The 26,792-nt window shown below is 52.0% G+C and carries 14 protein-coding genes, 2 tRNA genes and 1 pseudogene; 10 read left to right on the top strand and 7 right to left on the bottom strand.

Annotated elements, in window-relative coordinates:
- Positions 1–28 precede the first annotated feature (28 nt).
- A pseudogene (locus IPM52_02450) lies at positions 29–394 on the bottom strand (pentapeptide repeat-containing protein).
- Between IPM52_02450 and IPM52_02455 the strand changes: the two are divergent.
- The 8 genes from IPM52_02455 (at position 323) to IPM52_02490 (ending at position 11,803) form a co-directional block, all read left to right on the top strand.
- Positions 323–3,262, top strand: coding sequence for a DNA polymerase III subunit alpha (locus IPM52_02455; GenBank protein ID MBK9290484.1), 2,940 nt, complete (start codon positions 323–325; stop codon positions 3,260–3,262). The pseudogene IPM52_02450 and the gene IPM52_02455 overlap by 72 nt on opposite strands.
- An 88-nt stretch (positions 3,263–3,350) precedes the next feature.
- On the top strand, positions 3,351–4,826 hold the full coding sequence (locus IPM52_02460; GenBank protein ID MBK9290485.1) for a hypothetical protein: 1,476 nt from the start codon (positions 3,351–3,353) through the stop codon (positions 4,824–4,826).
- Positions 4,827–4,842: 16 nt separating this feature from the next.
- Positions 4,843–5,325: a chemotaxis protein CheW gene (locus tag IPM52_02465; protein MBK9290486.1), complete on the top strand. Its 483-nt coding sequence runs from the start codon at positions 4,843–4,845 to the stop codon at positions 5,323–5,325.
- Positions 5,326–5,328: 3 nt separating this feature from the next.
- A complete protein-coding gene (locus tag IPM52_02470; GenBank protein MBK9290487.1) occupies positions 5,329–6,729 on the top strand; it encodes a tetratricopeptide repeat protein in 1,401 nt (466 codons plus the stop codon).
- Entirely contained in the window at positions 6,722–7,231 is a 510-nt protein-coding gene (locus tag IPM52_02475) for a chemotaxis protein CheW (GenBank protein MBK9290488.1), read from the top strand. The genes IPM52_02470 and IPM52_02475 overlap by 8 nt, the downstream gene beginning before the upstream one ends.
- On the top strand, positions 7,228–9,483 hold the full coding sequence (locus IPM52_02480) for a response regulator (GenBank protein ID MBK9290489.1): 2,256 nt from the start codon (positions 7,228–7,230) through the stop codon (positions 9,481–9,483). The genes IPM52_02475 and IPM52_02480 overlap by 4 nt, the downstream gene beginning before the upstream one ends.
- Positions 9,480–10,547, top strand: coding sequence for a chemotaxis-specific protein-glutamate methyltransferase CheB (gene cheB, locus IPM52_02485; protein ID MBK9290490.1), 1,068 nt, complete (start codon positions 9,480–9,482; stop codon positions 10,545–10,547). The genes IPM52_02480 and cheB overlap by 4 nt, the downstream gene beginning before the upstream one ends.
- Positions 10,544–11,803 (top strand): response regulator, encoded by a 1,260-nt coding sequence (locus IPM52_02490; GenBank protein ID MBK9290491.1) that lies wholly within the window; start codon positions 10,544–10,546, stop codon positions 11,801–11,803. Before cheB ends, IPM52_02490 begins: the two co-directional genes overlap by 4 nt.
- Before the next feature lie 495 nt (positions 11,804–12,298).
- Here the strand turns inward: IPM52_02490 and IPM52_02495 are convergent.
- The 6 genes from IPM52_02495 to IPM52_02520 form a co-directional block, all read right to left on the bottom strand.
- A tRNA-Ser gene (locus IPM52_02495) sits at positions 12,299–12,387 on the bottom strand.
- Positions 12,388–12,411: 24 nt separating this feature from the next.
- Positions 12,412–12,486 (bottom strand) — tRNA-Pro (locus tag IPM52_02500).
- 193 nt (positions 12,487–12,679) lie between these two features.
- Positions 12,680–17,533 (bottom strand): T9SS type A sorting domain-containing protein, encoded by a 4,854-nt coding sequence (locus IPM52_02505; GenBank protein MBK9290492.1) that lies wholly within the window; start codon positions 17,531–17,533, stop codon positions 12,680–12,682.
- A gap of 241 nt (positions 17,534–17,774) precedes the next feature.
- Entirely contained in the window at positions 17,775–20,060 is a 2,286-nt protein-coding gene (locus IPM52_02510; protein ID MBK9290493.1) for a TonB-dependent receptor, read from the bottom strand.
- Positions 20,061–20,187: 127 nt separating this feature from the next.
- Positions 20,188–20,784 (bottom strand): hypothetical protein, encoded by a 597-nt coding sequence (locus tag IPM52_02515; protein ID MBK9290494.1) that lies wholly within the window; start codon positions 20,782–20,784, stop codon positions 20,188–20,190.
- 50 nt (positions 20,785–20,834) lie between these two features.
- Positions 20,835–22,364 carry an AbgT family transporter gene (locus IPM52_02520; GenBank protein ID MBK9290495.1) on the bottom strand — a complete coding sequence of 510 codons (1,530 nt, stop codon included), beginning with the start codon at positions 22,362–22,364 and terminating at the stop codon, positions 20,835–20,837.
- Positions 22,365–22,515: 151 nt separating this feature from the next.
- Here IPM52_02520 and guaA point away from each other — a divergent pair, with 151 nt between their 5' ends.
- Together guaA and IPM52_02530 are read left to right on the top strand one after the other, a co-directional pair.
- On the top strand, positions 22,516–24,048 hold the full coding sequence (gene guaA, locus IPM52_02525) for a glutamine-hydrolyzing GMP synthase (GenBank protein ID MBK9290496.1): 1,533 nt from the start codon (positions 22,516–22,518) through the stop codon (positions 24,046–24,048).
- A gap of 13 nt (positions 24,049–24,061) precedes the next feature.
- Complete coding sequence (locus IPM52_02530; protein ID MBK9290497.1) at positions 24,062–26,776, top strand: LysM peptidoglycan-binding domain-containing protein; 2,715 nt, start codon at positions 24,062–24,064, stop codon at positions 26,774–26,776.
- Positions 26,777–26,792 lie beyond the last annotated feature (16 nt).

Raw genomic sequence — 26,792 nt, forward strand, 5'->3', positions numbered from 1 at the left:
GATTCAATGGTGACGGGTAGTGAGTGAACAGTGAACAGTGATTGAGTGAACAGTGGTTGAGTGAACAGTGGGTGAGTGAACAGTGATTGAGTGAACAGTGATTGAGTGAACAGTGATTGAGTGAACAGTGAACAGTGATTGAGTGAACAGTGATTGAGTGAACAGTGGGTGAGTGAATAGTGAACAGTGGGTGAGTGAACAGTGAACAGTGATTGAGTGAACAGTGAACAGTGATTGAGTGAACAGTGATTGAGTGAACAGTGAACAGTGATTGAGTGAACAGTGAACAGTGATTGAGTGAACAGAGAATACTAAGGGGGCTATGTATCTGAATGTGCACAGTTATTACAGCTTGCGCTACGGCATGTTGCCGGTCGAGGTGTTGGTGGAGCAGGCCAGGGCTTTAGGCATTGGGGCAATGGCGCTCACCGACATCAATACCACCATGGGTGTGGTAGATTTTGTCAAAGAGTGTCGCCGGCATGGCATCAAGCCCATTGCGGGGGTCGAATTCAGGCAGGGCGACAGGCTGCTTTACGTGGGTCTGGCGCGCAACAATGCCGGTTTTCGCGAGCTCAACGAGATGCTTACCAGGCACAACCTCGATGGTTCGCCTTATCCTGCGCAGGCGCCCCACTTCGATCATGTGTATGTGGTTTATCCTTTCGGCAGCCGCAAGCCTGCTTCGCTGCGCGAGAACGAGTTTGGCGGAGTGCGCCTGTCGGAAGTGCCCCGCCTGCTCAGCTCCGAATGGCGTCATCATCAGCACCGCCTGGTGCTTATGCAGCCTGTGACCATCAGCGACGATACCAGCTGGTATGTGCACAAAAACCTGAGGGCAGTGGATCACAACATCCTGCTCAGCAAGCTCGAAGCCGGACAGCATGCTGCCCGCGACGAGGCGATGTTGCCCCCGGGCCGCCTCAAAGCTGCTTTTGCGCTGTATCCCGACCTGCTCCGGACGACCGCATGGCTCGAAAGCGAGTGCGAAGTAGATTTTGACTTCAGCACCATCAAAAACCGTAAAACCTTTACAGGCAATGCTGCCGACGACCGTGCCCTGTTGCACAAGCTGGCCCTGGATGGCATGGTTTACCGCTATGGCACAAAAAATGCCGAAGCCCGCCGACGTATCGAAAGTGAGCTGCAGATCATCGACAAGCTGGGCTTTTCGGCCTATTTTCTCATTGCCTGGGATGTGGTGCGCTACTCCATGTCGCGCGGCTTTTATCACGTGGGCAGGGGCAGCGGCGCCAACAGCGTGGTGGCTTACTGCCTGCGCATTACCGATGTGGACCCCATTGAACTCGACCTCTATTTTGAACGCTTCCTCAATCCCAAACGTACCAGTCCGCCCGACTTCGACATCGACTACTCGTGGAAAGAGCGCGACGAGGTGATCGACTACATATTTAAAAGGTATGGCAACAAACACACGGCCCTGCTGGGGACCATCTCCACCTTTCGTGGAAAAAGCATCTACCGCGAGTTGGGCAAGGTGCACGGGCTGCCCAAGGCCGAGATCGACGAGCTGGCCAACGATCCCCTCCGGTATCACAACCTCAACCACATTACCCGCCATATTCACGAAATAGCCCGTCATATCCTCGACTTCCCCAATCAGCGTGGTATTCACGCCGGTGGCATCCTCATTGCCGAGGAGCCCATCACCAATTATGTGGCCCTCGACATGCCCCCAAAAGGTTTTCTCACCACCCAATGGGATATGTATGTGTCGGAAGAGCTGGGCTTCGAAAAGCTCGATATCCTCAGCCAGAGGGGCATAGGTCATATTCAGGAAGCGGCCTCCATTGTGCTCGAAAATCGCGGACAACGCATCGATGTGCACGATGTGAAGACTTTCAAACACGACCCCAGGGTGAAAGAACTGCTGCGCCGTGCCGAAACCAACGGCTGTTTTTACATCGAAAGTCCGGCCATGCGCGGCCTGTTGCGTAAGCTGCGCTGCGACAACTACCTCAGCCTGGTGGCCGCCAGCTCCATCATCCGCCCGGGTGTAGCCAAATCGGGCATGATGCGCGAATACATCCAACGGTTTCACAACCCTCAGGGATTCAAGTATATACATCCGGTGATGGAACAGCAACTCAGGGAAACCTACGGGGTGATGGTGTATCAGGAGGATGTGCTCAAGGTGTGCCATCATTTTGCCGGACTCGACCTGGCTGATGCCGATGTGCTCAGGCGCATCATGAGTGGCAAGAAGCGCAGGAAAAATGAGTTTGAGGAGATTGTGAACAAGTTTTTTGCCAACTGTCGCAACAGGGGCTATCCCGAAGAGGTGACCCGCGAGGTGTGGCGGCAGATCGAGTCGTTTGCCGGTTATTCGTTTTCCAAGGCGCATTCGGCCTCCTATGCCGTGGAAAGTTTTCAGAGCCTCTACCTCAAGGCTCATTTTCCGCTGGAGTTTCAGGTGGCGGTGATCAACAACTTTGGTGGTTTTTACCACAGTTGGGTCTATTTCAACGAGGCCAGGCGGCAGGGCGGGCACATCCATCTGCCCTGTGTCAACCACAGCCGTTACCTCACACATATCGAAGGCCAGGTGATTTACATCGGATTTGTGCATGTGGCCGGTTTGGAAGAACATCTGGCCCAGCGCATTGTGCACGAGCGCCAACGCCATGGCCCCTACCGCGATCTGCACGACTTTATCGACCGCGTCAAGCCGGGCATGGAACAACTGGTGCTGCTTATCCGCGCCGGCGCCCTGGCTTTTACCGGACAGCCCAAATCGGGCTTGCTGTGGGAGGCTCATCTGTATCGTAAGAAAAGTGTGCAGGCCGACCCCCAGACGCTGCTTTTCCGCGAGGAAGCCCGCCGATATCAGCTGCCTGCACTCGAGCAGCATGCCCTCGAAGATGCGTACGACGAAATCGAACTGCTCGGCTTCCCGGTGAGCATGAGCCATTTCGATATGCTCAAAACCCCTTTCAGGGGTGAGGTACAGGCCACCGGCATGCTGCAGCACGTGGGCCGACAGGTGCGCATGCTCGGTAAGCTCGTCACCACCAAGTATGTACGCACTGTCAAAGGCGAAATCATGCAGTTCGGGACTTTTGTGGATCATACCGGCGAGCTTTTCGATACGGTGCACTTTCCTCCCTCGCTCAGGCAATATCCCTTCCAGGGACCAGGCATCTACCTGATGCTGGGTAAAATAACCGAAGAGTTTGGCCACCCGACTTTGGAAGTCGAAAAACTTGCCCGATTGCCCCTGATGCCCGACCCAAGACAGTAAATGAAATTAGTTGTTGCTTTTGCGCTTGTCTTGTGCTAACATTGCACCCTGGAATATCTGATTGTCCCACTTCAAAACAGGTTCAGCCATGTCGTCTTCCCAACAATCATCAACCAGCAGGCAAATCAAACGCAATTTCAATACCATCGTTGGCTCGGTAGCTGTGATGCTCGCCATCATTGTGACGGGTGTATTCGCCATGAAGTCAATTGCCGACCAGCTTCAGCTCAGCTACAAGGCCAGTGGTGCACTCAAGTCGCTGAAAATCACAAGTCTCGAGCTCATAGAACGGGTTTCTTCGGCAAGTGACAGTGGTGCAGACAAAATATCAGCCAAATGGAGTGTGGGCGAAATGAAAGATCTGGTTGCCGTTGAACTGCAAAAGCTCAATGATGGCCTGAAAGGCGATGGTGATGTGCAGGCCCTGGCCGTTACCTTCGACCGGATCTTCGAACGTTATGCTGGCCTGCAGCAGGTTATGTCCGGAGGTTCGGAGGCTGAGGCATACCACCGGGAGCTTAAAGCCTTGCATGAAGCCGTGGAATCGGGTATGCAGCTGATTAATGTGCTGGCGGCCAAGCTCGACCAGAAGGTGTTGAAACTGAGCGGAATGACTGATTTTGTGCTAAATGGCAGCCTCATCTCGCTTATCATTCTGGGTGTGGCCCAAATGATTCTTGTGGTGGTTATGAGTCGCCGGATCATGGAGCTCTTCCGCCGCATCCTGCGTGAGGTGCGCGAGGGCGTGGTTGTGATCAGCAGCGCTTCGGCCGAAGTGCAGACCACAGCCGCCGAGGTGTCGGCAGGCGCCGCCGAAACAGCTGCCTCCATAGCCGAAACTACCACCACCATAGAAGAAATCAGGCAAACCGCCAACATGGCCAACGAAAAGGCCCGACACCTTATCGGGCAATCGGAGCGTGCTGTGGAACTGGCCGAAAAAGGCCTGAGCACCTCCCAGCTGATGCACAACACCATTCAGGAACTGCGCCAGCAGATGCAACACGTGGTCAAAGTTGTGGATCATTTGGCCGAACAGAACCGCAATATCGGTGAGATCACTTCCACGGTGGCCGAAATTGCTGACCAGTCGAACCTCCTCGCCGTGAATGCCTCTATAGAAGCCGCCAGGGCAGGCGAATTTGGCCGGGGCTTCAGTGTGGTTGCCCAGGAAATAAGAAACCTCTCGGAACAATCGAAAAAGTCAACCGTACAGGTCCGTCAGATATTGAACGACATCCAGCAGTCCGTCGAACAATCGGTTAATCTCATCTACGAAAGCATAGCCAAAGTGGAAAGCAGCAGCCAGACCGTAGGTGAAAACCAGAGAGTTGTGGAGGCTCTGGCACAAACGATCGAGCTGACCATGGAAGCTGCCATGCAGATTTCTTCGTCGAGCGGACAGCAACTGGCAGGCATGGACCAGATTGTTCCGGCCATGGAAAACATCCGTCAGGCCAGCGAGCAAAACCTGGTGGGTATCCGTCAGACGCAACAGGCCATTGAAGATGTGAGCCAGATGGGCCATAACCTGAACCAGCTGATGGAGCAACTCTCGGTTTAATTCATACAGTCGTTTGATGATGACCACCGAACAGCACTTTCTTGTCATCAGGGTGCAGGATTTCAGTTTGTGTCTCCCGCTCAGCCAAATCGATCAGGTGACCGCAGCTGCTGCACTCAGACCTTCGCCGGGTAAGTTGTTTGCCCTGATGGGCCTGCTCGACCTTGGCGCACAGCTTGTTCCGGTGCTGTCGTGTCATCAGTTGCTTGGGCTCGAGGCCGCCGAATTGCATCCCAAGCATCGTTTTGTGGTGGTTCGAAGCGACAATCCTGACGGTCATGGGCCGATCCTGCTTGCCTTGCATGTGGATGATGTGCAAGGGTTGATAAACCTGGCCGACTTTCACCTGAGTCAGATCAACCTGAGCTCAGGGGCACAGCATCTTTCGCTCGGTCTGCTTTCCGACGGCAAGGAAAACCTATGGTTGTTCGATCTGCAACAATTGCTTCAGGGAGTGGATATTAAGGCGCTCGAAGCCTTGCGTCTTGCCTCAGGATGAGCCATGGACCAGACTACCAAAATCATAGCAGAACACATTGGCCGCTGGATGGGTATCACCATCGGTCCGAACCGCTACGCAGCCATGATGCGCAGCATGGCACAAGTTGCCGCAGAGCTGGGGTGGGGTAATGATCCCGTTGCATGGGGTGCCCGTCTGAGCCGTCATCCAGGTGCCGATGTCCTGCGAGTTTTGGCAAAACATATCACCATAGGCGAGACCTATTTCTTCCGCGAACAACCTTCGGTGGATTTCATCAGGCAGATTATCGCACCTGAGGTGCGCAATGCCATAGCACAAAACAAGACGCCTTACAATATCTGGACGGCAGCCTGCAGCACAGGCGAAGAACCCTATTCGGTGGTCATATTGTTGCTCGAAGAGATTCCGACGCTCAGTCCGGCCGAGCTGCAAATTCTGGCCACCGACATCAATGCCGAGGCTTTGAACAAAGCCCGCATGGCCTCCTACCGTGAGTGGTCGTTCAGGGTTACGCCTCCTCAGCTCAGGGAACGTTATTTCAGGCGCGAACAGCAAGCCTGGGTCATCTCGGAGCGGGTGCGTTCGTTTGTCCGTTTTCAGATTCATAACCTAGTCAACGACCCTTACCCATTCGGGCCTTCAAGCGGCGAAACCTGTCAGCTCATCCTTTGCCGCAATGTGTTCATCTATTTTGATCAGCCGACCATCGGGGCTGTCGCAAACAAGTTTTTCGATATCCTGGAACCAGGCGGATGGCTGATTACCAGTCAGGTGGAACTAAATGATGAGTTGTTTCAGGCTTTTATCCGCATCGGACATAGCAATGGTTTTTTTTATCGCAAACCGCTGACAGGCAGGAAGAACAAACAAGAGGATTCGCAACGTCCCAAAGAACAAATTCCCTCGCCAACCGGTGCAAAACAATCACAAAAGCTGGCAGGACAACAAAGCCTGCCAACCAAAAAGCCAACAGATACTGCACTGAAAAATAAGGTGTTATCTGATAAAAGCCATCAGTCTGGAAGGGGTGCTTCAGACATTACTACTGAGCAAGTTACGGACAAGCTGGCTGGCGTGGCGACCGAAAAAACTGTGGATTTCCCTGCCACATCTGCCGTTGAATCGCAGCAAACAGCGGCCGGCTTGTTTCGACATGCATTAAATCTGGCTGAAGATGGACAAACGGAACAAGCTGTGGCATTGCTTCAACAGAGCTTGTTTCTTGAACCCGGAAATCTGGAGACGAGATTTCAGTATGCACACCTGCTCTGGAAATCCGGACAGACGGAAGAGTCGCTCAAACAGTACTTTATCCTGCTTCGCACGCTCGATCAACTGGATGATGGGAAAATCGTTTTCGGCGGACTGTCGGCTGCTGCGCTCCGAACATTGTGTAATTTAGCAATTCAACGCCATGAATGACAGTTATTTAGATATCCTGCAGGCACGTGCCCAAAGGCTTGCAAAGCATCAACGTGTGGCTTCGAAACCAACCGAAGGCTCCAACATGTTGTTGTTCAGTCTCTTGCCTGAGACTTTCGCTGTGAGGGCTGAATGTCTGATAGAGGTAATTCGCCTGCCAGAGATCTTTCACATGCCTGGCATGCCCCCATATGTCACCGGGGTTTTTCATCGAAGAGGCATCATTTTGCCAGCCATCAATCTTAAGCTATTTTTCAACTTTCCCAAACCCGGACTCACAGCCTTGGATAAAATAGTTCTGCTCCGCACCAGCAGGCTCAGTTTTGGACTGCTTGCCGACGAAGTGATTGGTCTCGAGATTTTAACAGATACCGATATCCAGCCTCCTGCATCCAACGACTTCGCGGGCGCCATTGCCGGCATATACAATCATGCCATTCCGGTGCTGGATGTGGAAGTGCTTGCCGGACAGTTATTTGCAACGAAAAATGGCGTACAATGATGGCTGATGACTTTCTGGAATCATTGCGGCAGGATTTTCTGCTCGAAGCTTCGGACTACCTTGCCGAGATGCAGCAGGTGCTCCTCCGTCTGGAAGAGAGTTTGCCTGATGGGCAAAAAGCTGACGATATCGAAGTGGTTTACCGCACCACCCACAGCCTGAAAGGCGCCGCAAGGTCGGTCAACCTCCCCCTGATCGAGCAGCTTTGCATCAGCCTTGAGGATGTATGGAAGAAGTTACGCAATGGCGAACTTTCCCTTCAGGCGGGCATGTTTGATGTGTTTTATCAGTCCATTGATCTTCTCCACCACCTGCTCGACGATGTGCGACAGGGAAGCTCGCAGGCAGGGCCTTATCGTGTGGAGGAAATGCGAAAACGGGTGGATGCTTTGTTGCAGGGCCGGACAGGCCGACCCAGTCTGCTTCATGATGATTTTCTGGCTAAATCTGAACCCGAAAAGATTGAAAACTTTTCAGTTACGCAGCCTGATAATGTCAAAGCTGATGAGGTTGCACAGGTAACAGGTGCCAAAGCGCAGAAAACATTGCCGGATGAAGAAGTAAGTCCCAGATTACCAGGAAAGCGCACTTCCGATACAATTCGTGTGCCTGTCGTTCGCATTGAGCAGTTGCTGGCCGAAACCGAGGAGCTGTTGGCCTTGCACAACAGTGTGGAATATTTTGAGCGCCTCGTGGAACAGGTGATGGTAAGAGCCAAATTGACAAATAACCCATCGCAGCCCGATAAATCGGGCTTTCAGGAACAGGAACGCGAGCTGATTTCGCAGCTTAATTCTCTTGCCCGGCAGCTTGCGCAATACAAGCATACCAGCCTCCAGCACAAAACCTCACTGTTGCACGAGCTTCAGCACATGCTGATGTTTCCGATGTCGGAAGTATTCGAGCTGATGCCCCGTATGGTTCGCGACATTGCCCGAAGCAAACAGAAACAGGTCAATCTTTCGATATCGGGAGGCGAAACCGGAGTGGACCGTCGCATCATCGAAGGTATCAAAGATCCACTTATTCACCTGGTTCGAAATTGTATTGACCATGGCATTGAACTGCCAGAAACAAGGATATCTGCCGGAAAACCTGCTCAGGGAAGCCTTGCTATTCAGGCTGGAATTAACAGCGAAGGAAAGCTGCAACTGACTATTTCCGACGATGGCGCCGGTATCAGCACCCAACGCCTGAAAGAAAAAGCACTTTCGATGGGCCTCATCAGCCCTGAGCAGGCTGCTGCCATGAATGAATCCGAGGCGCAGCGACTGATTTTTTCGAGCGGACTAAGCACCAGCACACAAGTGAATGATATCTCCGGTCATGGACTGGGAATGTCGATTGTCGCAGAGAAAATCGAGTCGCTCTCGGGCACCATCGAGCTTGTTTCGGAAACAGGCAAGGGGACAACCTTCATCATCACCCTGCCGAGGGTGCTTTCGATGTTCAGGGGAATACTGGTGCGCGAACAAGCGTACAACCTGCTGATTCCTACACAGGTGGTTGCCAAGGCCATGCGTATCAAGCCGTCGCAGGTCAGGCAGCTTGCTACACTGGCGGTGGTTGACGTCGATCGGACTGCTGTGCCGCTGATCAGGCTTGCTCAGGTGCTTAAGTTGCCCGAAAAAGCCGGACGATCGAAGAAAGACGAATCGCTGAATATCCTGGTGGTGCGTTCCGGAAACCGGACGGTAGCCCTTGAAGTGGAACAGGTGCTTGGTGAAGAACGCGGTGTGGTGAGGCCTTTTCAAAACGGCATGGGTAATTCAGAATTTTTTGCCGGAGTATTCATTTTGAGCGGCGGCCAGATTGCCTTCGTCATGCGGACGGATGTACTGGTTGAACATAAAGCTACCATAACCTCCGTTGCAAAAGAAACACAACAACGAAAGCTTCTGGTGGTCGAAGACTCGCTCACCATCCGCAACCTGCTGCGCAATATGCTCGAAACTGCCGGCTACCTGGTTACTACTGCCAGCGATGGACTGGAAGCTTTTCAAAAGCTTGAAAAAGCGCAGTTTGATGCGGTGGTTACCGACATCGAAATGCCACGTATGAACGGTTTTGAGCTTACCCGCAAGATCAGAGGGCAGGCAAAATGGAAGTTTTTGCCCATTGTGCTGGTCACCTCGCTCGATAGTGAGGACGACAAACGCAAAGGCATGGATTCCGGAGCCAGTGCCTACGTAACAAAACGTGATTTCGAAAAAGGGAATCTGCTTCAGATTTTGAGTAACTTGCTGACATGAATTCCAATAGGAAAATCAGGGTACTTATTGTGGACGACAGCCATGTAACTCGAAGGCTGTTTGCTCATCTGATCGCGAACTCACCCCAAATGGAGGTTGTTGGTGAGGCGTCCGATGGCGAACAAGCTCTCGCCATGGTCAGTCGCCTCCAACCCGATGTGGTGAGCATGGACATCGAAATGCCTCATTTGAACGGCATCGAGGCCACCCGCCACATTATGGCGCATACCCCTGTTCCTGTGGTGATTGTCAGTTCTTTGTACAATCCCGGCGAAACTCGCCTGGCTATGGAAGTCCTTGCAGCAGGCGCCGTGGCCGTGATTCCGAAGCCGTCTGGCCCGGGAAGTGCTGATTATGAGAAGCTTGCAGCTACTTACCTTCGAACCTTGAAAGTGATGTCGGAGGTCAGGGTGGTGCGCCGCAAAGCTACTTCGCCTTTGGTTCAGCCGGCTCAAAATCAGGAATTGCCGAAGTCGGTGAATTCCACCATGCATTATAGCCTGGTTGTTATCGGCGCTTCGGCCGGCGGCCCTGAGGGCGTGAAACGCATCGTCAGTGATCTCCCTGCCGATTTTCCTTTGCCTGTAGCTATCGTACAGCACATTGACATTAATTTTGCCGAAGGTTATGCGCAATGGCTGGCTGCCGCATCAAAAAATAAAATCGTGATGGTGACAGGAGATGTACCCATGAGGGCGGGTTCGGTTTACATAAGTATCAGGCCTCAGCATCTGGTGGTCAAATCCCGCGAAATCATTGGTCTGAGCGATCACCACCCGGACAACGGGCTGAAACCTTCGGTGGATGCCCTGTTCAGGTCGGCAAGGGAGGTGTTTGGATCGCAATTGGTTGCAGTGCTCCTTTCGGGCATGGGCAAGGATGGGGCACACGAAATGCTTCGCCTCAAGCAGCTTGGAGCCTTCAACATCATTCAGGACGAACAGTCCTGCCTCGTTTTTGGCATGCCCGGTGAGGCTGCCAGGCTAAATGCACATCATGTGGCAATTCCGCCATCCGAAATTGTACCTCAAATTTTGAAAACCATCAAACACAATAAATCATGAATCCTGCATTCCATCTGCTCAACCAGGAAGGTTTCATTCTCGCTGTGGAAGACTCAGCCGTGCAGGCACGTCAGATCCAACGACTTATTGAGCAGTACAAAATGCGGTGCATTGTGGCTCGCAATGGCAAGGAAGGCCTCGAACAGGTAAAAAAGGAAAAACCCATCCTCATCATCTCCGACGTGGTGATGCCCGAAATGGATGGATATACCTTTTGCCAGATGATTAAAACCAATGAGGAGTTTCGGGATATTCCTTTCATGTTGCTCACCTCACTGAGCGATCCTTTGGATATTATTAAAGGATTACAATCGGGAGCCGACAACTTTATCACCAAACCATATGAGGAGAAATACCTGATTTCCAGGATCAATTACCTGCTGACCAACAAAATGATCCGCGACCAGAGTTCGTTGGACATGAATATGGAGATTGTATTTCAGAACCAGAAGTTCATCATCAACTCTGATAAGAAGCAAATCCTTGACCTGCTGCTTTCGGTTTATGAGGCAGCTATGGCAAGAAACAGTCAACTTATTGAAGCTCAGCGACAATTGCAAATTCTCAATGAAGACCTGAAGCATGCCAATGCCGAACTTGAGGCATTCGCACACACCGTTTCGCACGACCTGAGGGCGCCACTCAACGGCATTCAGGGCTTTCTCGAGTTGCTGGTCATGGATTATGGCAAAAACTTCGATGAGCAAGCCTATGAATACATTCATTGGATCAAAACTGCTGCCAATGGCATGTCGAATCTGATCACCGACCTGCTCAATTTTTCCAGGTCCTCCCGTGCCGAGATTCACCCGGAAGAGGTGGATGTTTCGGCAATGGCCAAAGAAATCTTGGACGACCTGAGGTTGTCCACCTACAAAGGCAATTATCAGATTCATATACAGCCTGGTATAAAAATACTGGCCGACAAGGGGATGATGCGCATCCTGCTCACCAATCTGCTGAGCAATGCCCTCAAATACAGCCAGAAAGTAGCCGATCCGCGGGTAACCGTCGGAATGATGCGCTACAACGGACGCGACGTGGTATATGTGAAAGACAACGGAGCCGGTTTCGATATGTCAAAAGCGTCAAATTTGTTCAAGCCTTTTGTTCGTATGCATACCAACGAGCAGTTTCAGGGTACCGGCATCGGGCTAAGCACTGTCAAGCGCATCGTCGATCGCCACAAAGGCGAGGTCTGGTGCGAGTCGGAACCCGGTAAAGGTTCCGTGTTTTATTTCACCATGGGTGGATGACCTGCTGGCCAGGGGGAATGAAAAGGATGGTGGTTTCTTCGATCTTGCTTTTTTCAATTGCTCCGGTGGTTTGTGAGCTTGTTCCGGTATCCGGACGTTGATGAAATCATTTTTTGCGACTAGGTTTACTGGTAAGCTTTAGGTTGTCCAACCCATAAAAACCATGTGTATAAAAGCCTCGTCCCTGTTTTGGCGCTTCGCGTCGTGCTGATGTGATTGGCGTAAAACAACACATTGAATTTTGATGATGCCATGATGAAAAGTTTTTTTAGGGTGAAACATAGGGTTAAACTCCCCATCAGGCACATTGCAATGTAGTGCAAATCAGCGTATTAGGCTCAAATTCGGTGGAGCAGATTTTCATGAAATCTCAACTCCACCTAAACTCCACCGGAAATGCTGCATCCGGTTGCATCCGGCTTCTGCCCTAAAAGCAGAAAACCACCGTAAACAGTGGGGTTTACAGTGGTTTACTTCAAACTTCATCAAAAGTTGCGGAGAGAGGGGGATTCGAACCCCCGGTCCGCCGATGGGCGGACAACGGTTTTCGAGACCGCCGCATTCAACCGCTCTGCCATCTCTCCTCTATGTCGGCGGTTGGTCCTGTGTCGGGGCAGCAGGATTCGAACCTGCGACCCCCTGCTCCCAAAGCAGGTGCGCTAGCCGGGCTGCGCTATGCCCCGATATGTGTTTTCTGGAAAGAACGGTTTCTGTCTGAATCCTGCCGGGCAGGCCTCAATTCAGGGGCGCAAAGTTAGCAATTATCCTGCTGCAAGCCAATTTTTACTGAAATTTTCTTCTTTACTGTCCATCACAAAAACGAACCGCCCGGAGGTTTGGTTTCTCCGGGCGGTCGTGAATTGGTCTTAAGTAGCTTTATTTCAAAAGAATACGTTGGGTTGTTCTTTCGTGGGTGCCCAGAAGGTGCATCAAATAAACTCCGCGGCTCCACGCCTGCATGTCGAAGTCCATGCGCAGGACCTGATCAGTTACAGGCACTTGCTGTTTCATTACAATGCGGCCCGAAAGGTCGGTTATCTCGACATTCATGTGGCTCGAGCGTAAGGCCTTAGCTTCCAGGTGGAAGACTCCGCTGTTGGGATTGGGCCAGATACGGATGTTTCCGGCCTCAATTTCTGTCAATCCGATGGTGCTTTTCACCTTGATATTTCTGGCTTCTGACCAGGGGCCATCGCCACAGAAGTTTGAAGCCTGGGCCTTGAGGCTGGCTATTCCTCTGAAATCGGGGTTCCAGTTGATGTTCACCGCAAGCTCGTTCAGCACCGCGGTTCCAGCGCCGGCAGGCTCAAGTTCCACGCGGTACGACTGAGCAAAAGCCAGCGATTCGAGGGTGTAGGATGACTGGTATCCATGCAGGAAGTCCACACTGTCGGCTCCGGCGGGCAGGGTCATCTGGCCGGGGATGTGCCATACATTGACCAGAGTGGAGCTGTTGATGCTTTGTCCGCAATAGGCATCTGCCACATGGAGGAATCCGATTGTTGCGGTGCTGTCGAGGCCAAGCAGCATCATGTACGGGCTGGTGGTAGCTTCGACCAGGGTGCTGTCGGACATCATCAGTTGCCACGGGCCGTTGCCGGTAAGGTTGATTTCGAGCCACATTTCCCCGCAATGGCACAGGTCGAGGCTTTCCGGCACGGCCAGGGTAGGCACCGGCCGAATGGTTACCTGAATACTATCAGTAACCACCCCACACGCTCCAGTACCGCTTGCGGAAAAGTATAGTGTGATGTTGCCTGCGGCAATATCCAGCAATCCTGGCATATAGGAGGTGATCAACTGGCTACTGTCGGCAAAAGCCCCATCACCGGGTGTCCACCAATGATATTGGACAGCATTTTGTGCCGTGGCCTGCAAGTCTATACCCGATGTGTTGGCACAAGCCTCTGCCGCTCCGCTAAGCTCAAGCACGGGGAGTTTGTGAATTGTATGTTCGCGCATTTCCGATTGTGTGGAACAGCCTTCCAATGCACTGGCCACCAGCGTAAGCTGGACGTTGCCTTGACCGAGGTCGTTGGTTCCCGGGGTATATACAGGATTGGGCAGGCTTGGGTCATCAAATTGTCCGTCGCCAGAGCTTGACCAGAGCAACGAAGTATAGTTAGAAGCTGTAGTACCCTGAATGGCAATGGGTTCGCCGGCACACACCTCTGTTGCATCAGCCACATTGAGTTCGACCGGCGCATTGATGTTGAGTTGCAGTTGGCTGGTTACGACAGTAGTTCCATGCGCGGTGAGGGTCAGTGTGACCAAACCTGCCTGTTGGTCAGCTTCGCTGGGGGTGTACACCGGATTCAGGATATTGGGGTTACTAAACGTTCCGGTGCCCGAGCTGGTCCATTGGATGGTGTTGTAATGCTGGGCCACTCCGTTAAGCTGAGCTACATTGCCGCGGCAGATATTCATATCGTTGCCGGCCCATGCGCTGGTAGCCACGCGGGGCGGGAAAACGATGTCGTCAATCCAGGCACGGTCGGAACCACTGCTCACCGAATTATCCTTCATGTATTCCCATTTGAGCACTTTCGGTCCGGCAGTAACCGCATAGCTGGCTTTGGTCCAGTTGACCGTACCCGACCATTGACCTTTGAGTTCGTTGTTGATGTAGAATTTCAGGTAATCGTAATTGGCCTCTGACGACACTTTGTACCAGAAGCTGATGGTATCGCTGATGCCCACCTCGTAATTCAGGACGAGCTGGCTGCTCTGGCTGTGGTTGATGGTGCCTGAGCGTGCTGCAAAGTTGCCTGCAAAGGCATCGCCCATCGAGATGGCCCAGGGCTGATTTCCGGCAAACGTCCACGCAAACTGGCTGAAATCGCCTGTTTCGAAATCTTCGGTGATCAGGCCGATCTTGGCGTTGTATGCGCGTTCGGCATTGTATGCCCCCGAGGTGGCCGAGGCCGCGAAACTGGCCATCGAACCGCTGGGTGCACCCGCACTTACGGTAACGGTGTAGCTGATGTTTTGCGTCTGGCCTGCAGCCAATTCAGGTATGGATTGGATTGGGTTGGACACTGTCAGGTAAGGACCGGTGATATTGAGCTGTGCGTTCACTTCGGCCGAGGCACTTTGTCCGGCATTGGTGTATGGGATGATGATCTGGACGGTTTCACCAGGGTCGAGCCTGCCATTGTTGTTGCCCGCAACATCGTTGATTGTAAAGTTGCCCAGGGTGAAATCAGGGGCATATGCCCTGACAGTGAACTGACTGTTCCAACCGGTGCTGCTGCAGTTGATCTGGAGCAGGATGGTGATCGGGGTATTGTTGGGCACGCTGTTGCTCACCACAAAACTGATGGCCTGAGGTGCAGTTGCCAGTGCCCCGGCTGCCACATCGCCCAGCGCAAAGGTATGGTTGCTGAAGGTAACATAAGGCGATTCGCTTGAAGCGGTTACAGTTACATTGGGGGCCAGCTCGCTGCCCACATTTTTTAATGTAAGGTCAAGGCTGATGTTTTCACCAAAGTCGATCTGGCCGTTGCCGTTCTGGTCAATCAGGTTGTAGGCGTTGTATATCATATAAGGCCCGGCAGGCGGAATACACTCAATAGTCTGTTCGTAGCGGTAATAGTTTTGCAGCACGGCAGTGATTCTTACCTGTACTCCTGGCAACTGCGGCAAAATCGGAATCTGAACGGTCCCTGTTTCCGATACTGCTGAGCCGATAATTTCATCATTCACCGTCAGGGTAATTCGGGCACCTGGATTTGCACTCACTTCGAATACATCCATGCCGCTGAGCAACACAGGCATATGGTTGACTGCCAATGGCTGCGGGATTTCGGAATAGACCGTCATGAACGCATCACCGTGATGATGGAAGAGCTTGAAGGTGATGTCTTTGTGCTGAGGATTGTAGGGCTTGCTCGACTGTTGCAGGAAATATTTGCCTGCGGCATTGGCAAATGCCGGCAATATGCCTCTTGATGCAGGGGTGGTGCCATAATCGGGCATAAACTGAGGCCACATATTGTCGTATGCCCCCCAGACATAGGCGTCATTTACAAATGAATAAGAAACTTCTGTGGCAGCGATCAGGCCCAGGGCGCCGGTGGTGTGGCGATGAAAACGTTCGGCAAAACACTCACTGCTGTAGTTGAATTTACCCGTCAGACAATTAACCGACCACACAAAGGTCAGGTTCTGGTTGGTGAGTCCGTTGAGGCTTTCGTTCCTGTAATAGGGTTCGCCCCAACCTGTTTCCAAACCATGGTCGCGGTGCTGCACCATGAAGGCGCCACTGTTGATGGCGGCATTCATACCTGCAGCATTTCCGTTCCAGTCGGTCAGGTGAGCTGAGTTGGCAGGGATGTAGTTGCGCCCGTTGGGACCGAAATAATTAACCACTGTGGCTGTGTTGGTGGCGGTGCTCCATGCGCCACCCGGGGTGCCGGAATAGATGGCATTCTGCCGCACCGGACTCTTTCCAAGGGCGTGTTGCCAGAACCCGTTGATCGTCTCGGAGCACAACTGAAACCAGCGTTCGGTCTGCCAGCCCATGGCTGTTATAGGGTTGTTGTAAAAAGCTGCGCTGGTGGGTGGGGTGCGTTCATAATCCAGGAATTTCTTGATCATATGTTGCAGCTCCGCGGCATTGCGGGCCGTAATACGGGCAAACACGATATCGGGCAGCCCGTTGTTGTTTACGTCAGCAAAGGGATTGTCAGAAATGTATGGATTGTATCCGCCCGGATGATCGTTGAGTGTGTGCGAAATGATGCCATCTGCGGCATTGGTACTGTAGTCTCCAAGGAGCAAAACAGCGGCCGGCGGAATGGTCCAGGTATTGTATGCGTTATTGATATAATTTTCAATGGCTTGCACTGTGTTTCCACCTACATCCATCAGGCTGACCACCTTGGTGATGATTCCCTGGCGTTGCCGGAATACCTTGATGCTGTCGGCCCATTGGGCAAAGGCAGGCCCGGTAGGGGTGATGATGAGGTATTCGGCACCCTGGTTGCGGTTGTTTACCCAATCGCGGGTGCGGGCGGCGTAGTCAATCTCGGGAAGAAGATCCGGATTCAACAAATGGTCTTCAATAATCGGGTCCCACCAGGGGCTTCTCAATCGGTTGTCGCCAACCGTGCCACGACTTCCATTGAACACAATCTCGGCTTCCACATGGTGGTAAACAACGAGCTCTTTGGTTACAGGATTGTACTGGAAAGGTGTGAAGCTGCACATGATTACATCCACGCCACGGATTTGTGTCTGACCACCCAGCACAAAAGGCTCAGCAGGATAAAACGCATTCTTGGAATAGATGTCCATGCGGCGGCTGTAATCGAGTGGGCTGTCATCGTTGCCCAGTGGAATGGCCGGTGCAGCCATGAGGTCAACATCACGAATGACCTGTTTTTGAACCGAAAGGATATTCAGACTGGCTGCAGCACCAGCGGGCAGGGCAACAAACCGGCTAAGTGCCGGCAAGTTGGGCATGCCTGCATCAGCAGGCAGGTAAATTCCCTGCAGTTCGATCACCTGACCTGAAAACCCGTTTTCTTCCACCGTGCTGATGGCCATGCGGGGAATATGAAACGAAAATCTCAGCCCATCTTGGGATGATCTTAACAAGGCGATGCCTTCAGATTTTGACGTATCAAACTGAAATTCGGTACGTTGTGCAAAAATTAATGCGCTGTTCTGAAGAAAAATGAAAATGATCAGGGTCATCATCAGGCCCCGTAAGTAGCTATTTTTCATTGAATTTGGTTTTGATGACACAAAATGCTTCCTGCAAATGTAAACAAGCTTGTGAAAAAATGTTAAACATGACCAACAGAATCTTGAATTTAAAAGGATTTATAAACTCAGATGAGTTAAAAGATGATGATATCCAGCTGGTTACATATTTCAATTGGTAAAATTAAAGCAGCAACCTATTTAATCCCGCAAAAAAAAGGCTGGTAGCAATCTGCTCCAGCCCGAAACTGCGACGCTAATCTCAGCGACTGGTGCTGATGCTCAGGCCTGCAAAAAAAGTGCGGGGCTTCATTGGGCCGTACATATAACCGGCATCGCGCATCATCCCAAGGTCAAAATCTTTCTGGAAACTGTTCAGAAGATTGCGGACACCTGCATGGCATTTCATAAGCCACTGATTTGGCAAGGCCAGGTTATAGGTTAATTTGAGGTCCAATTCGAGAAATGAGGGTGAGGTCTTCAGACAATCCTGGGGGATATAACCAGCATAGTGCAATACTGTCATCGGACCAGTAAATTTCGAGCTCAGCTGCGCGGTCAATCTTCCACTAATGTCTTGTGTCAGATTGGCATAGCCATAAACATCCGGAGACTTTGGCAGCTTTTTGAGTTTTTCTGCTTCCGGGTCTTCGCTCCAGGTCTCGGGTATTTCGTACCGGCTTGTTTGCCATGTGAATCCTGCCTGCAGACTGGTCTTAGGTCCAACCAGCAATCTTTGTTCAAGATTCACACCCAAAACCCTGGCGCCACTCCCATTGCGGCGTTCAACAATCATATTGCCGTTGTCATCAGTTTCTATGGTTTCGAGCACAAATACATCGTCAAGATGGGTGTAAAAAAGTTCGACAACTGCGTTCACGGGCACATCGCCAAGTTTTGCATTGGTTTCCAGCGAGGTGCTCAGACTTTGCGAAAATTCCGGCCTCAGGTTAGGATTCAGTTTGATGAGCATCACACCGCCGTTGACCGCAATGATATGCAGATCTTCGTCAAATGCCTGCGGGGCGCGGAATCCGGTGGAGAAACTACTTCGCCATTGGGTTTTTCCGTCAGGATTCACGAGCAGGGTAAAGCGGGGGCTCAGTATGGCTGATGATATCAGGTTGTGCCAATCGGAGCGCATGCCTCCCAGAATGCTGAACTTTTTCATTCGTAACTCAGCTTGTCCGTAGATACCGGCGATCCTTACATGTTGTTGTAAATCACGGTTATAGCCTGGCATCTGGTCGTGCATATGGTTTTGTTGCCACTCGGCTCCAGCCACAATGTTCAAAGGTAAACTTTGGTTTATCTTGTACATTCTGAACACCTGGGTCCCGCCCACAAGCGTAAGATCTCTGGTGTTTCCGTATGCATTCGGGTCTTGCCCGGCACCGTAATAGGATTTACGACGGATATGCTGTCCTGATGCATACACCGACCATTTGCCTTGCCCGTTGGGCTTCAGCAGGTCAAAAACCACCTCGCCACCATGTATTTTATGATCGGTTTGTTCGGTGATATCGGTTTCATGGGGTTCGAAGTCGAACTTGTTGCCTCCCCGTCTGAACTCATCTATATAATGATAAACAGCCGTGATTTTCGAGTTTTTTCCCGTCTTGTAGTACGACCGCATACCGGCGCTGCCGGCATCAATCAGTCCCAGCTCCGAAAATCCATCCCCATTGGCATCCCAGTAATCCCGCTTCCGTTTGTTTGCAAATATGCTCACACCTGATTTGTGTTCACTTTCCACCAGGGTCAGATGAAAACCTAGGTTGCGGTCAGCCGCTTCACCGTTGATCAGGGAATAGGTCGAATTCATATTCAACTGGTTCTGAAGCGGTTCGCGTGTGATGATGTTGATCGTCCCGGCTATGGCATTCGAGCCATAAAGAGCGGAACCTCCACCCCTTACAACTTCCACCCGGTCAATCATGTTCAGAGGGAATTGTTCAATGCCATAAACACCACTCAATGCGCTGATTACCGGACGGCTATCAATGAGGATTTGCGAATATGGCCCCTCCAGCCCATTGATACGTACCTGCTGAAAGCCGCAATTCTGGCAGTTGTTTTCTACACGCAAACCCGGACTCAGCGAAAGCCCGTCGGACAAACAGACTCCGCCACTTGCCTGCAGCTGTTCGCTACGGAGCACATTGACTATCATTGGGGCTTCCGACCTTGACATCTCATAGCGCGAAGCCGTTACGACCACCTCATCAAGCCCGAAACGTAAAGCATTCAGCTCGATGTTTAAAAAACTTTGTGCGCTTCTGCAATCTATATCCACTTCATATGACTCATATCCAACGCTTTGAAAACGTAAGCGAACCCGTTCTGCGGCCAACCCTTTCAATTCCCAGTAACCATCGTGGTCGGCTGTTGTACCGGTTGAAGTTCCAGGAATCAATACTGTGGCATATGGCACACCACTGCCTTTATGGGTCACCCGGCCGCGTATTTCCGGACATCCATTGTTGGTTGCCTGAACTAAGAAAGCGATGAGTAAAGAAAAGATCAGGGAAAGAATTTTTTTATGCATGGTTTTGGTCTTTTTTCACGAACAAAATTCCGCAACCATGCCATGCACGAACATACCAAGCTTTTGGTATTCGTTAATGAAATCTTAAACTTGTTTCAGAGCAAAGCTGAACTGCCTGAAAATAATATCAATATAAACGGAAAAAGCTGGAATTCAGTTGCATGGAACGAAGCCTGCAACCGTCGGATTGAAGTTTTAACCTGAGGTCGTCTTCTTTAAGCATGTAGGTGTAGCGCCCGGTCGTATTGTTGCAGGCTGCTGGTCCGGAACTGGTTTTCAGTACCAGCACACCGTCCTGTATGGCAAAGCTACCCGAGATGAGCTGGGTTTCTTCGACCGAGGGCATTTCGAGGGTGTAGGTGTTGTTGCTGAAAGTAATCATGGCGCTGCTGCTGTTGCTCACCCAGGTGCCTGCCAAAGCGGGTTCGGTTGTGATTTTTGGCTTTCGGTTGTTTTCAGGAGTTGCGCCTTCGTTCGCTGCGGTGTCTGGTTCGGCCAGGCCGGAAGTTGTGTCTTCGATGACATTGGGCTGTTCGTGCGGGATCACAGGCAGGCTTTCATGCTTTTTGTTGAGACGGAAATACACATGGCTGGCAGCGAAGGCGATGATAGCCAGGCTGATCAGGGCTACCAAAACCATCAGCAGATTTTTGAGCGCAGGCTGACTTGTTTTGCTGCTTAGTCGCTGCTGTCTCCTTTTTCGTGTGCTTGATTTTGCGGGCATGACCTTTGATTTGGTCAGGCTAAGTTACGCGATTTTGAACCAAGATGCCATTAGGGATAATAGATCGGGGCGCCCGGACCGAGTGGGATTCCCAGGAGTGCCCAGAGCACAAGAAAAGCGGTCCAGACCACAAAAAACCACAAAGAATAAGGCAACATGGTGGATATCAGGGTGCCAATGCCGGCCCTGGGGTCGTACTTTTCGAAATAAACGATAATCAGGGCAAAGAAGCTCATCATTGGCGAGATGATGTTGGTCACGCTGTCGCCTACCCTGAATACGGCCTGCGACAGTTCGGGGCTGTAGCCGAGCAACATGAACATAGGTATAAAAACCGGACCGAGGATGGCCCATTTGGCGGAGGCACTGCCCATAAAGAGGTTGATAAAACCGGAAAGCAAAACGAACATAATCAGCAGCGGAACCATGCCCAGATTGAGTTGGTGCAGCACCTCAGCCCCACGGATGGCAATGATGAGGCCCAGGTGGCTCCAGCGGAACCATGCCACAAATTGTGCAGCAAAAAACACCAGCACCATGAAAGCTGCCAGACTTTTAAAACTTTCGGTCATGCCTTTGATCACATCCGCATCACGTTTGTATTTGCCTGTGGTGGCGCCATAAACGATGCCCAGACTGCCGGCGGCAAAAAACAAAAGCGCAATAAAACCCTTGAGTAATGGCGACCTGAGGATGGAATTGTCCGGCCCCCGGAAAAAACCATTTGCTGGTATAGTGGTAATCAATATAAGCACCAGCCATGCCAGCGAGAGCCACACCACCCGGCGAAGCCCTTTGCGTTCCAGGTCGGTGAGCGGATTGATGGGCTCAGGCATCACATCACCCTGATATTTTCCAAGACGTGGCTCAACCACAGCATGGGTAATCCATGTGGCAAGTATTGCGATAATAAAGGTAGATGCTGCCATGAAGTAATAATTGGCAGTGGGCAGGACGTAATAAGTCTCGTCGAGGATTCTGGCCGACTCGGTGCTAAGTCCGGCCAGCAAAGGATCGATGGTGCCTATGAACAGGTTGGCGCTGAAACCTCCCGAAACACCGGCAAAGGCTGCAGCCATTCCGGCGATAGGGTGCCTGCCCAAAGCGTGGAACACCACGCCTGCAAGTGGAATGATCAGCACATAACCCAGGTCGGAAGCAGTGTTGGACAGGATGCCTGCAGTCACAATCACAAAGGTAATCAGCCTGCGCGGAGCCTTGAGCACCAGCAGCCTGATGGCTGCGCTGATTAACCCGCTACCCTCAGCCATACCAATACCCAGTAGGGCTACCATTACTATCCCCAGAGGCGCAAAGCTGGTGTAGTTGTCCACCAGATCAAGAAAAATACGGTGGATGCCTTCGCGCGACAACAGATTGACCACAGTGACCGTTTCGCCCGTTGCAGGATGTGTGGCTGACCAACCTTGGATGAATCCCAGCCACGAAAAAAACAGCACGCTCAGTGCAAGCAAACCAAAAATGCTTGCAGGATGGGGCAGGGCATTGCCCCCAACTTCCACAAAATGCAAAAAACGGTCGAACAGGCTCTTTTTAGCCCTGGCTGAAGGTTGCTCCATAGGGAGGTTTTGGTTAAGAATTACATGTGACGGACAAATTTACGAAAGTTATGCTGGAATGAGAAGGCTTATTTTCAGCGCACTTTGGTGAGAGCTTTCCAATGCTGTCGAATTTTTGAGTTATTTTGCAACATCAACAGTGCCTGGCTTCATGACGCACGAAACCATCCTTATCCTCGATTTCGGATCACAATACACACAGCTTATCGCCCGCAGGGTGAGGGAGTTGAATGTCTATTGCGAGATTCATCCCTTCAATCATTATCCCGAGCTCACGCCAAATGTTAAAGGTGTCATTTTGTCGGGCAGTCCATATTCGGTGCGCGACGGTCTTTTGCAACCTTCGCCGCTTCCGGCCATTCGTGGTCGGGTTCCTCTGCTGGGTGTTTGCTACGGTGCACAGCTTCTGGCCCACGAAAGCGGAGGAACGGTTGAAGCTTCTGCGATTCGCGAATACGGCCGTGCAAACCTGAAACACATCCGGCACGATTCGCCGCTGATGGCGGACATCAGCCTGAATTCTCAGGTCTGGATGTCGCATGGCGATACCATCCTGCAACTGCCGGACAGCTTTGAAGTGGTGGCCAGTACCGCAGATGTCGAAGTGGCAGGTTTCTCAGTCAAAGGTGAACCTACATTTGGCATCCAGTTTCACCCCGAAGTGTACCACTCCACCGAGGGTATGAAGCTGCTGAAAAATTTTGTGGTGTACATTTGCGGTTGCAGCCAGGACTGGACACCAGCCTCGTTTATCGACGACACAACCCAGTGGCTTAAAAATACCCTTCAGGACGATAAGGTTGTGCTCGGGCTCAGCGGAGGGGTGGACAGCTCGGTGGCCGCAATGCTGCTGCACAAAGCCATCGGCCACAACCTCTATTGCATATTCGTGGACAATGGCTTACTGCGAAAAAACGAGTTCGAAAAAGTGCTCGATTCCTACCTGCATCTCGGCCTCAACGTCAGGGGCGTCAGGGCAGGGGAGCGCTTTCTTGATCGCCTTGCCGGAGTGACCGACCCGGAACAGAAACGAAAGATAATCGGCAACCTGTTTATAGAAATTTTCGACGAAGAAGCCCATCGCATAGAAGACGTGAAATGGCTGGCCCAAGGCACCATTTACCCTGATGTGATTGAGTCGGTTTCGGTCAAAGGCCCCTCGGCCACCATCAAGTCGCATCACAATGTGGGGGGGTTGCCCGACTTTATGAAGCTTAAGGTGGTTGAACCGCTCAAGACCCTCTTCAAAGATGAAGTGCGTGTCATCGGGCGTGCGCTTGGATTGCCCCCGCTCATCATCGACAGGCACCCCTTTCCCGGGCCAGGCCTTGGTATCCGCATTCTGGGCGAAGTAACCCCCGAAAAAGTTCGCATCCTGCAGGAAGTTGACGAGATCTATGTGCAGGCTTTGCACGATCACGGGCTTTACAACAAAGTGTGGCAGGCAGGCGTTATCCTGCTGCCTGTGCAATCCGTCGGGGTAATGGGGGATGAACGCACATATGAAAATGTTGTAGCTTTGAGGGCAGTCAACTCAACCGATGGCATGACAGCCGACTGGTCGCATCTGCCTTATGAGTTTCTGGCCAAAGTGTCGAACGACATCATCAACAAGGTCAGGGGCGTAAACAGGGTGGTCTATGACATCAGTTCGAAACCTCCGGCAACCATCGAGTGGGAGTAACACAACCAAGGCCATGGAAAGACGGATTAAATACTTGTGGATCATACTGATAGCCTTTTTGTCGATGGCAGGCATCGCCATGGCCCAGGTGCCGGTGCAGGTGTCGCAAACCATTGAGACTTACGAAGGAAAAGCATATTATCTGCACACCGTCGAAGCGCAGCAAACCCTTTACAGCATTGCCAAAGCCTACGGGGTGACGGTAGAAGCCATTTTGCTGAACAATCCCGATGCCCGTCGCGGGCTTCGCGTGAATCAGGTGATCCGGATTCCGGCTTCAGGTGCAACGGCTGCCCCGGCTCAGGCTCAGGGCAGCACGAGGCAGGCCCAGGCCACAGGTGAGGCTGATGAGTTTGAATACATCTATCACGTAGCTGGCAAAAACGAGACTTTTGCTTATGTGGCCTCGGTGTACACTGTGCCTGAGAAACGCATCCGGGATGCCAACCCCAGCAGGAGCGAGCCTTTTCGCGAGGGCGATTATATCCTGATACCGATTTTGCGCAAAGACCGCAGGCCACCTGTCACCGAATCAGCCCAGCTGCGCCGTAGCGGATTCGATCCCTACAACACACCCGGACAGCAAAGCGGCCCGACGCGCCGCGACCTGGTGAATGCCGCCAACACCAGCGCTGCCGGACAGACCGAGCCCGCCGCATCCACTTCGCCGGCACAGCGGCAAACATCCACTCAGGCTCAAACAACACCTGCAACCCCACCCAGACAATCGTCCTCTCAGCCCCAGCCGAATGCAGGAAATACTGCCCAGGCAGCACAAACAAACGTGCCCCAGTCGCGGCCGCTGATGCCCGAATCCGTGCCCTCGAATGCAGTGGAACAAACCAGACCTGAAAGGCACATCGTCCGTCCACAGGAAACACTCTACAGCATTGCCCGCAATTACAACCTCACCGTTGCCCAGCTTCAGCAGGCCAACCCTGGCCTGACCGAAAATATTCAGGTAGGTCAGGTGTTGCTTTTGCCATCATCGGCAATTCCACAATCTGCTGTGCAACAGAATGTTGAAGCGGATGAGATCGTGATTCATACGGTTGCGCGGGGAGAAACCCTCTTCCGGATCAGCCGGAATTATGGGGTGACCATCGAAGAGCTTAAGCGATTTAACCCGGGACTTACAGAATCCTTGGCAACCGGTCAGCAGATCAGGGTTCCCAAAAAAAAAATAATTCAGTCGTACCTGATCCATCAGGTAGATAAACAGCAGAGAACCAGGCAACTGGCAAGAGACTACGGCCTGACCACCGAGGAACTCCAGCAAGCCAATCCCTCCATCGGCAAAAATGTGTTTCCAAAACAGGAGGTAAAAATACCACTTCAGACCAAACCTTCTGAAGCCAGGGCAGTTGTAAAACATCCGGAACCTCTGATGCCTCATCCCCAGGCAAAAAAGGAAAAGGAGGTGTTGCATTCAGACGATATTGCTGAACAACAGCCAGATCCCGTTGTAGGTTGCCTTCCTGACAGGAGCAACGAGCAAAAGGTGTACCGGGTAGCTTTGCTTTTGCCTCTCTACCTTAACGAAGTTTCTACCAGCCTGGGTTTTAACGGGCGCAATCCTGCCAGTGAGGCACCCCGCGGGCTGAGCTTTGCACAATTTTATCAGGGATTTCTGGTCGCTGCCGATTCGCTTGCCACAAACTTCGGCCTGAAAACGGAATTGCTGGTGCTCGATGTAGATCAGAGCACAGCGACGGTGCAACGTGCCCTTGCCGATCCACGACTTCGCCAGAGCCAGCTGATCATTGGCCCGTTTTTCAGTCAGGCTTTCGAACAGGTTGCCTCTTTTGCCCGGTCGAACCAAATCCCGATCATCAATCCTGTCACCTTGCGCAGGCAGGTGGTCGAAGGCAATCCATATGTGATTAAACTCAGGCCTGATCAATCGTCACTTTTCAACCAGCTGGCAATCACGCTTACAAACACTTATCCTGAGGCTGGCGTTATTGTACTGCATGCCCCGGGCCGCAACCAGGCCGAAGCCGAACAGGTGGTCAGGGCTTTCGAACAACACATTGCCAGCCGACCCAGGGTGGCCAATGCCGACATCCTGAGGGCCTTGTCGGCCAGAAGCTCCGGGCCGGCTTTCATCAATGCAGGCGGAAAATATATCGACCTTGCTGAGCTGCGTGCCAGATCGTGGGACAGCACCCGGCTTGAGCGCAAGGTTCAGCGCATGGCTTTCGACCGCAACGACCTGGGACGTTTCAGGGAAATGGCTGATACCTGGCGAAACAATATCGTGGTCGTCTATTCCGACGACCGGGCTTATGCCATGGAAGTACTCAACCGGCTCAATCAGGTGGCCGACCAATACAACATCCAGCTGGTGGGTCTGCCCGACTGGCGGAGGTTCGATAACTTATTCACTGAACACCTGGTGCGGCTTAACCTCCATTATACCGATGCCACCTTTGTAGATTATAACGATCACTGGGTCAGGTTTTTCGTCTGGCAATACCGCGAACGATTTGGCATCGAACCCAATAGTTATGCCTTTGAAGGATTCGATACTGGCTGGTATTTTCTGCAGATGCTGATGCGCCATGGCAATGCATTTCTTCCTTGTTTGCCCGACTTTCATATCCGGCTGATGACCAATAGCTTCCGTTTTGTCCGCACAGGCGAGGAAAATGGTTTCGAAAACCAAAACTGGAATATCAGCCGTGTGCGCGACTACCGCTTCGAACCCCTTGAGATGAATCGCTGACAACTGATGCGCCGGA

This window comes from Bacteroidota bacterium (assembly GCA_016715945.1).
Lineage (GTDB): Bacteria > Bacteroidota > Bacteroidia > Bacteroidales > F082 > JALNZU01.

Excerpts from the sequence above, each read along its gene's own strand:
- IPM52_02475 (MBK9290488.1), top strand. The coding sequence starts at position 6,722 with ATGAATGACAGTTATTTAGATATCCTGCAGGCACGTGCCCAAAGGCTT.
- IPM52_02460 (MBK9290485.1), top strand. The coding sequence starts at position 3,351 with ATGTCGTCTTCCCAACAATCATCAACCAGCAGGCAAATCAAACGCAAT.
- guaA (MBK9290496.1), top strand. The coding sequence starts at position 22,516 with ATGACGCACGAAACCATCCTTATCCTCGATTTCGGATCACAATACACA.
- IPM52_02505 (MBK9290492.1), bottom strand. The coding sequence starts at position 17,533 with ATGAAAAATAGCTACTTACGGGGCCTGATGATGACCCTGATCATTTTC.
- cheB (MBK9290490.1), top strand. The coding sequence starts at position 9,480 with ATGAATTCCAATAGGAAAATCAGGGTACTTATTGTGGACGACAGCCAT.
- IPM52_02520 (MBK9290495.1), bottom strand. The coding sequence starts at position 22,364 with ATGGAGCAACCTTCAGCCAGGGCTAAAAAGAGCCTGTTCGACCGTTTT.
- IPM52_02480 (MBK9290489.1), top strand. The coding sequence starts at position 7,228 with ATGATGGCTGATGACTTTCTGGAATCATTGCGGCAGGATTTTCTGCTC.
- IPM52_02470 (MBK9290487.1), top strand. The coding sequence starts at position 5,329 with ATGGACCAGACTACCAAAATCATAGCAGAACACATTGGCCGCTGGATG.
- IPM52_02455 (MBK9290484.1), top strand. The coding sequence starts at position 323 with ATGTATCTGAATGTGCACAGTTATTACAGCTTGCGCTACGGCATGTTG.
- IPM52_02490 (MBK9290491.1), top strand. The coding sequence starts at position 10,544 with ATGAATCCTGCATTCCATCTGCTCAACCAGGAAGGTTTCATTCTCGCT.
- IPM52_02515 (MBK9290494.1), bottom strand. The coding sequence starts at position 20,784 with ATGCCCGCAAAATCAAGCACACGAAAAAGGAGACAGCAGCGACTAAGC.
- IPM52_02530 (MBK9290497.1), top strand. The coding sequence starts at position 24,062 with ATGGAAAGACGGATTAAATACTTGTGGATCATACTGATAGCCTTTTTG.
- IPM52_02510 (MBK9290493.1), bottom strand. The coding sequence starts at position 20,060 with ATGCATAAAAAAATTCTTTCCCTGATCTTTTCTTTACTCATCGCTTTC.
- IPM52_02465 (MBK9290486.1), top strand. The coding sequence starts at position 4,843 with ATGATGACCACCGAACAGCACTTTCTTGTCATCAGGGTGCAGGATTTC.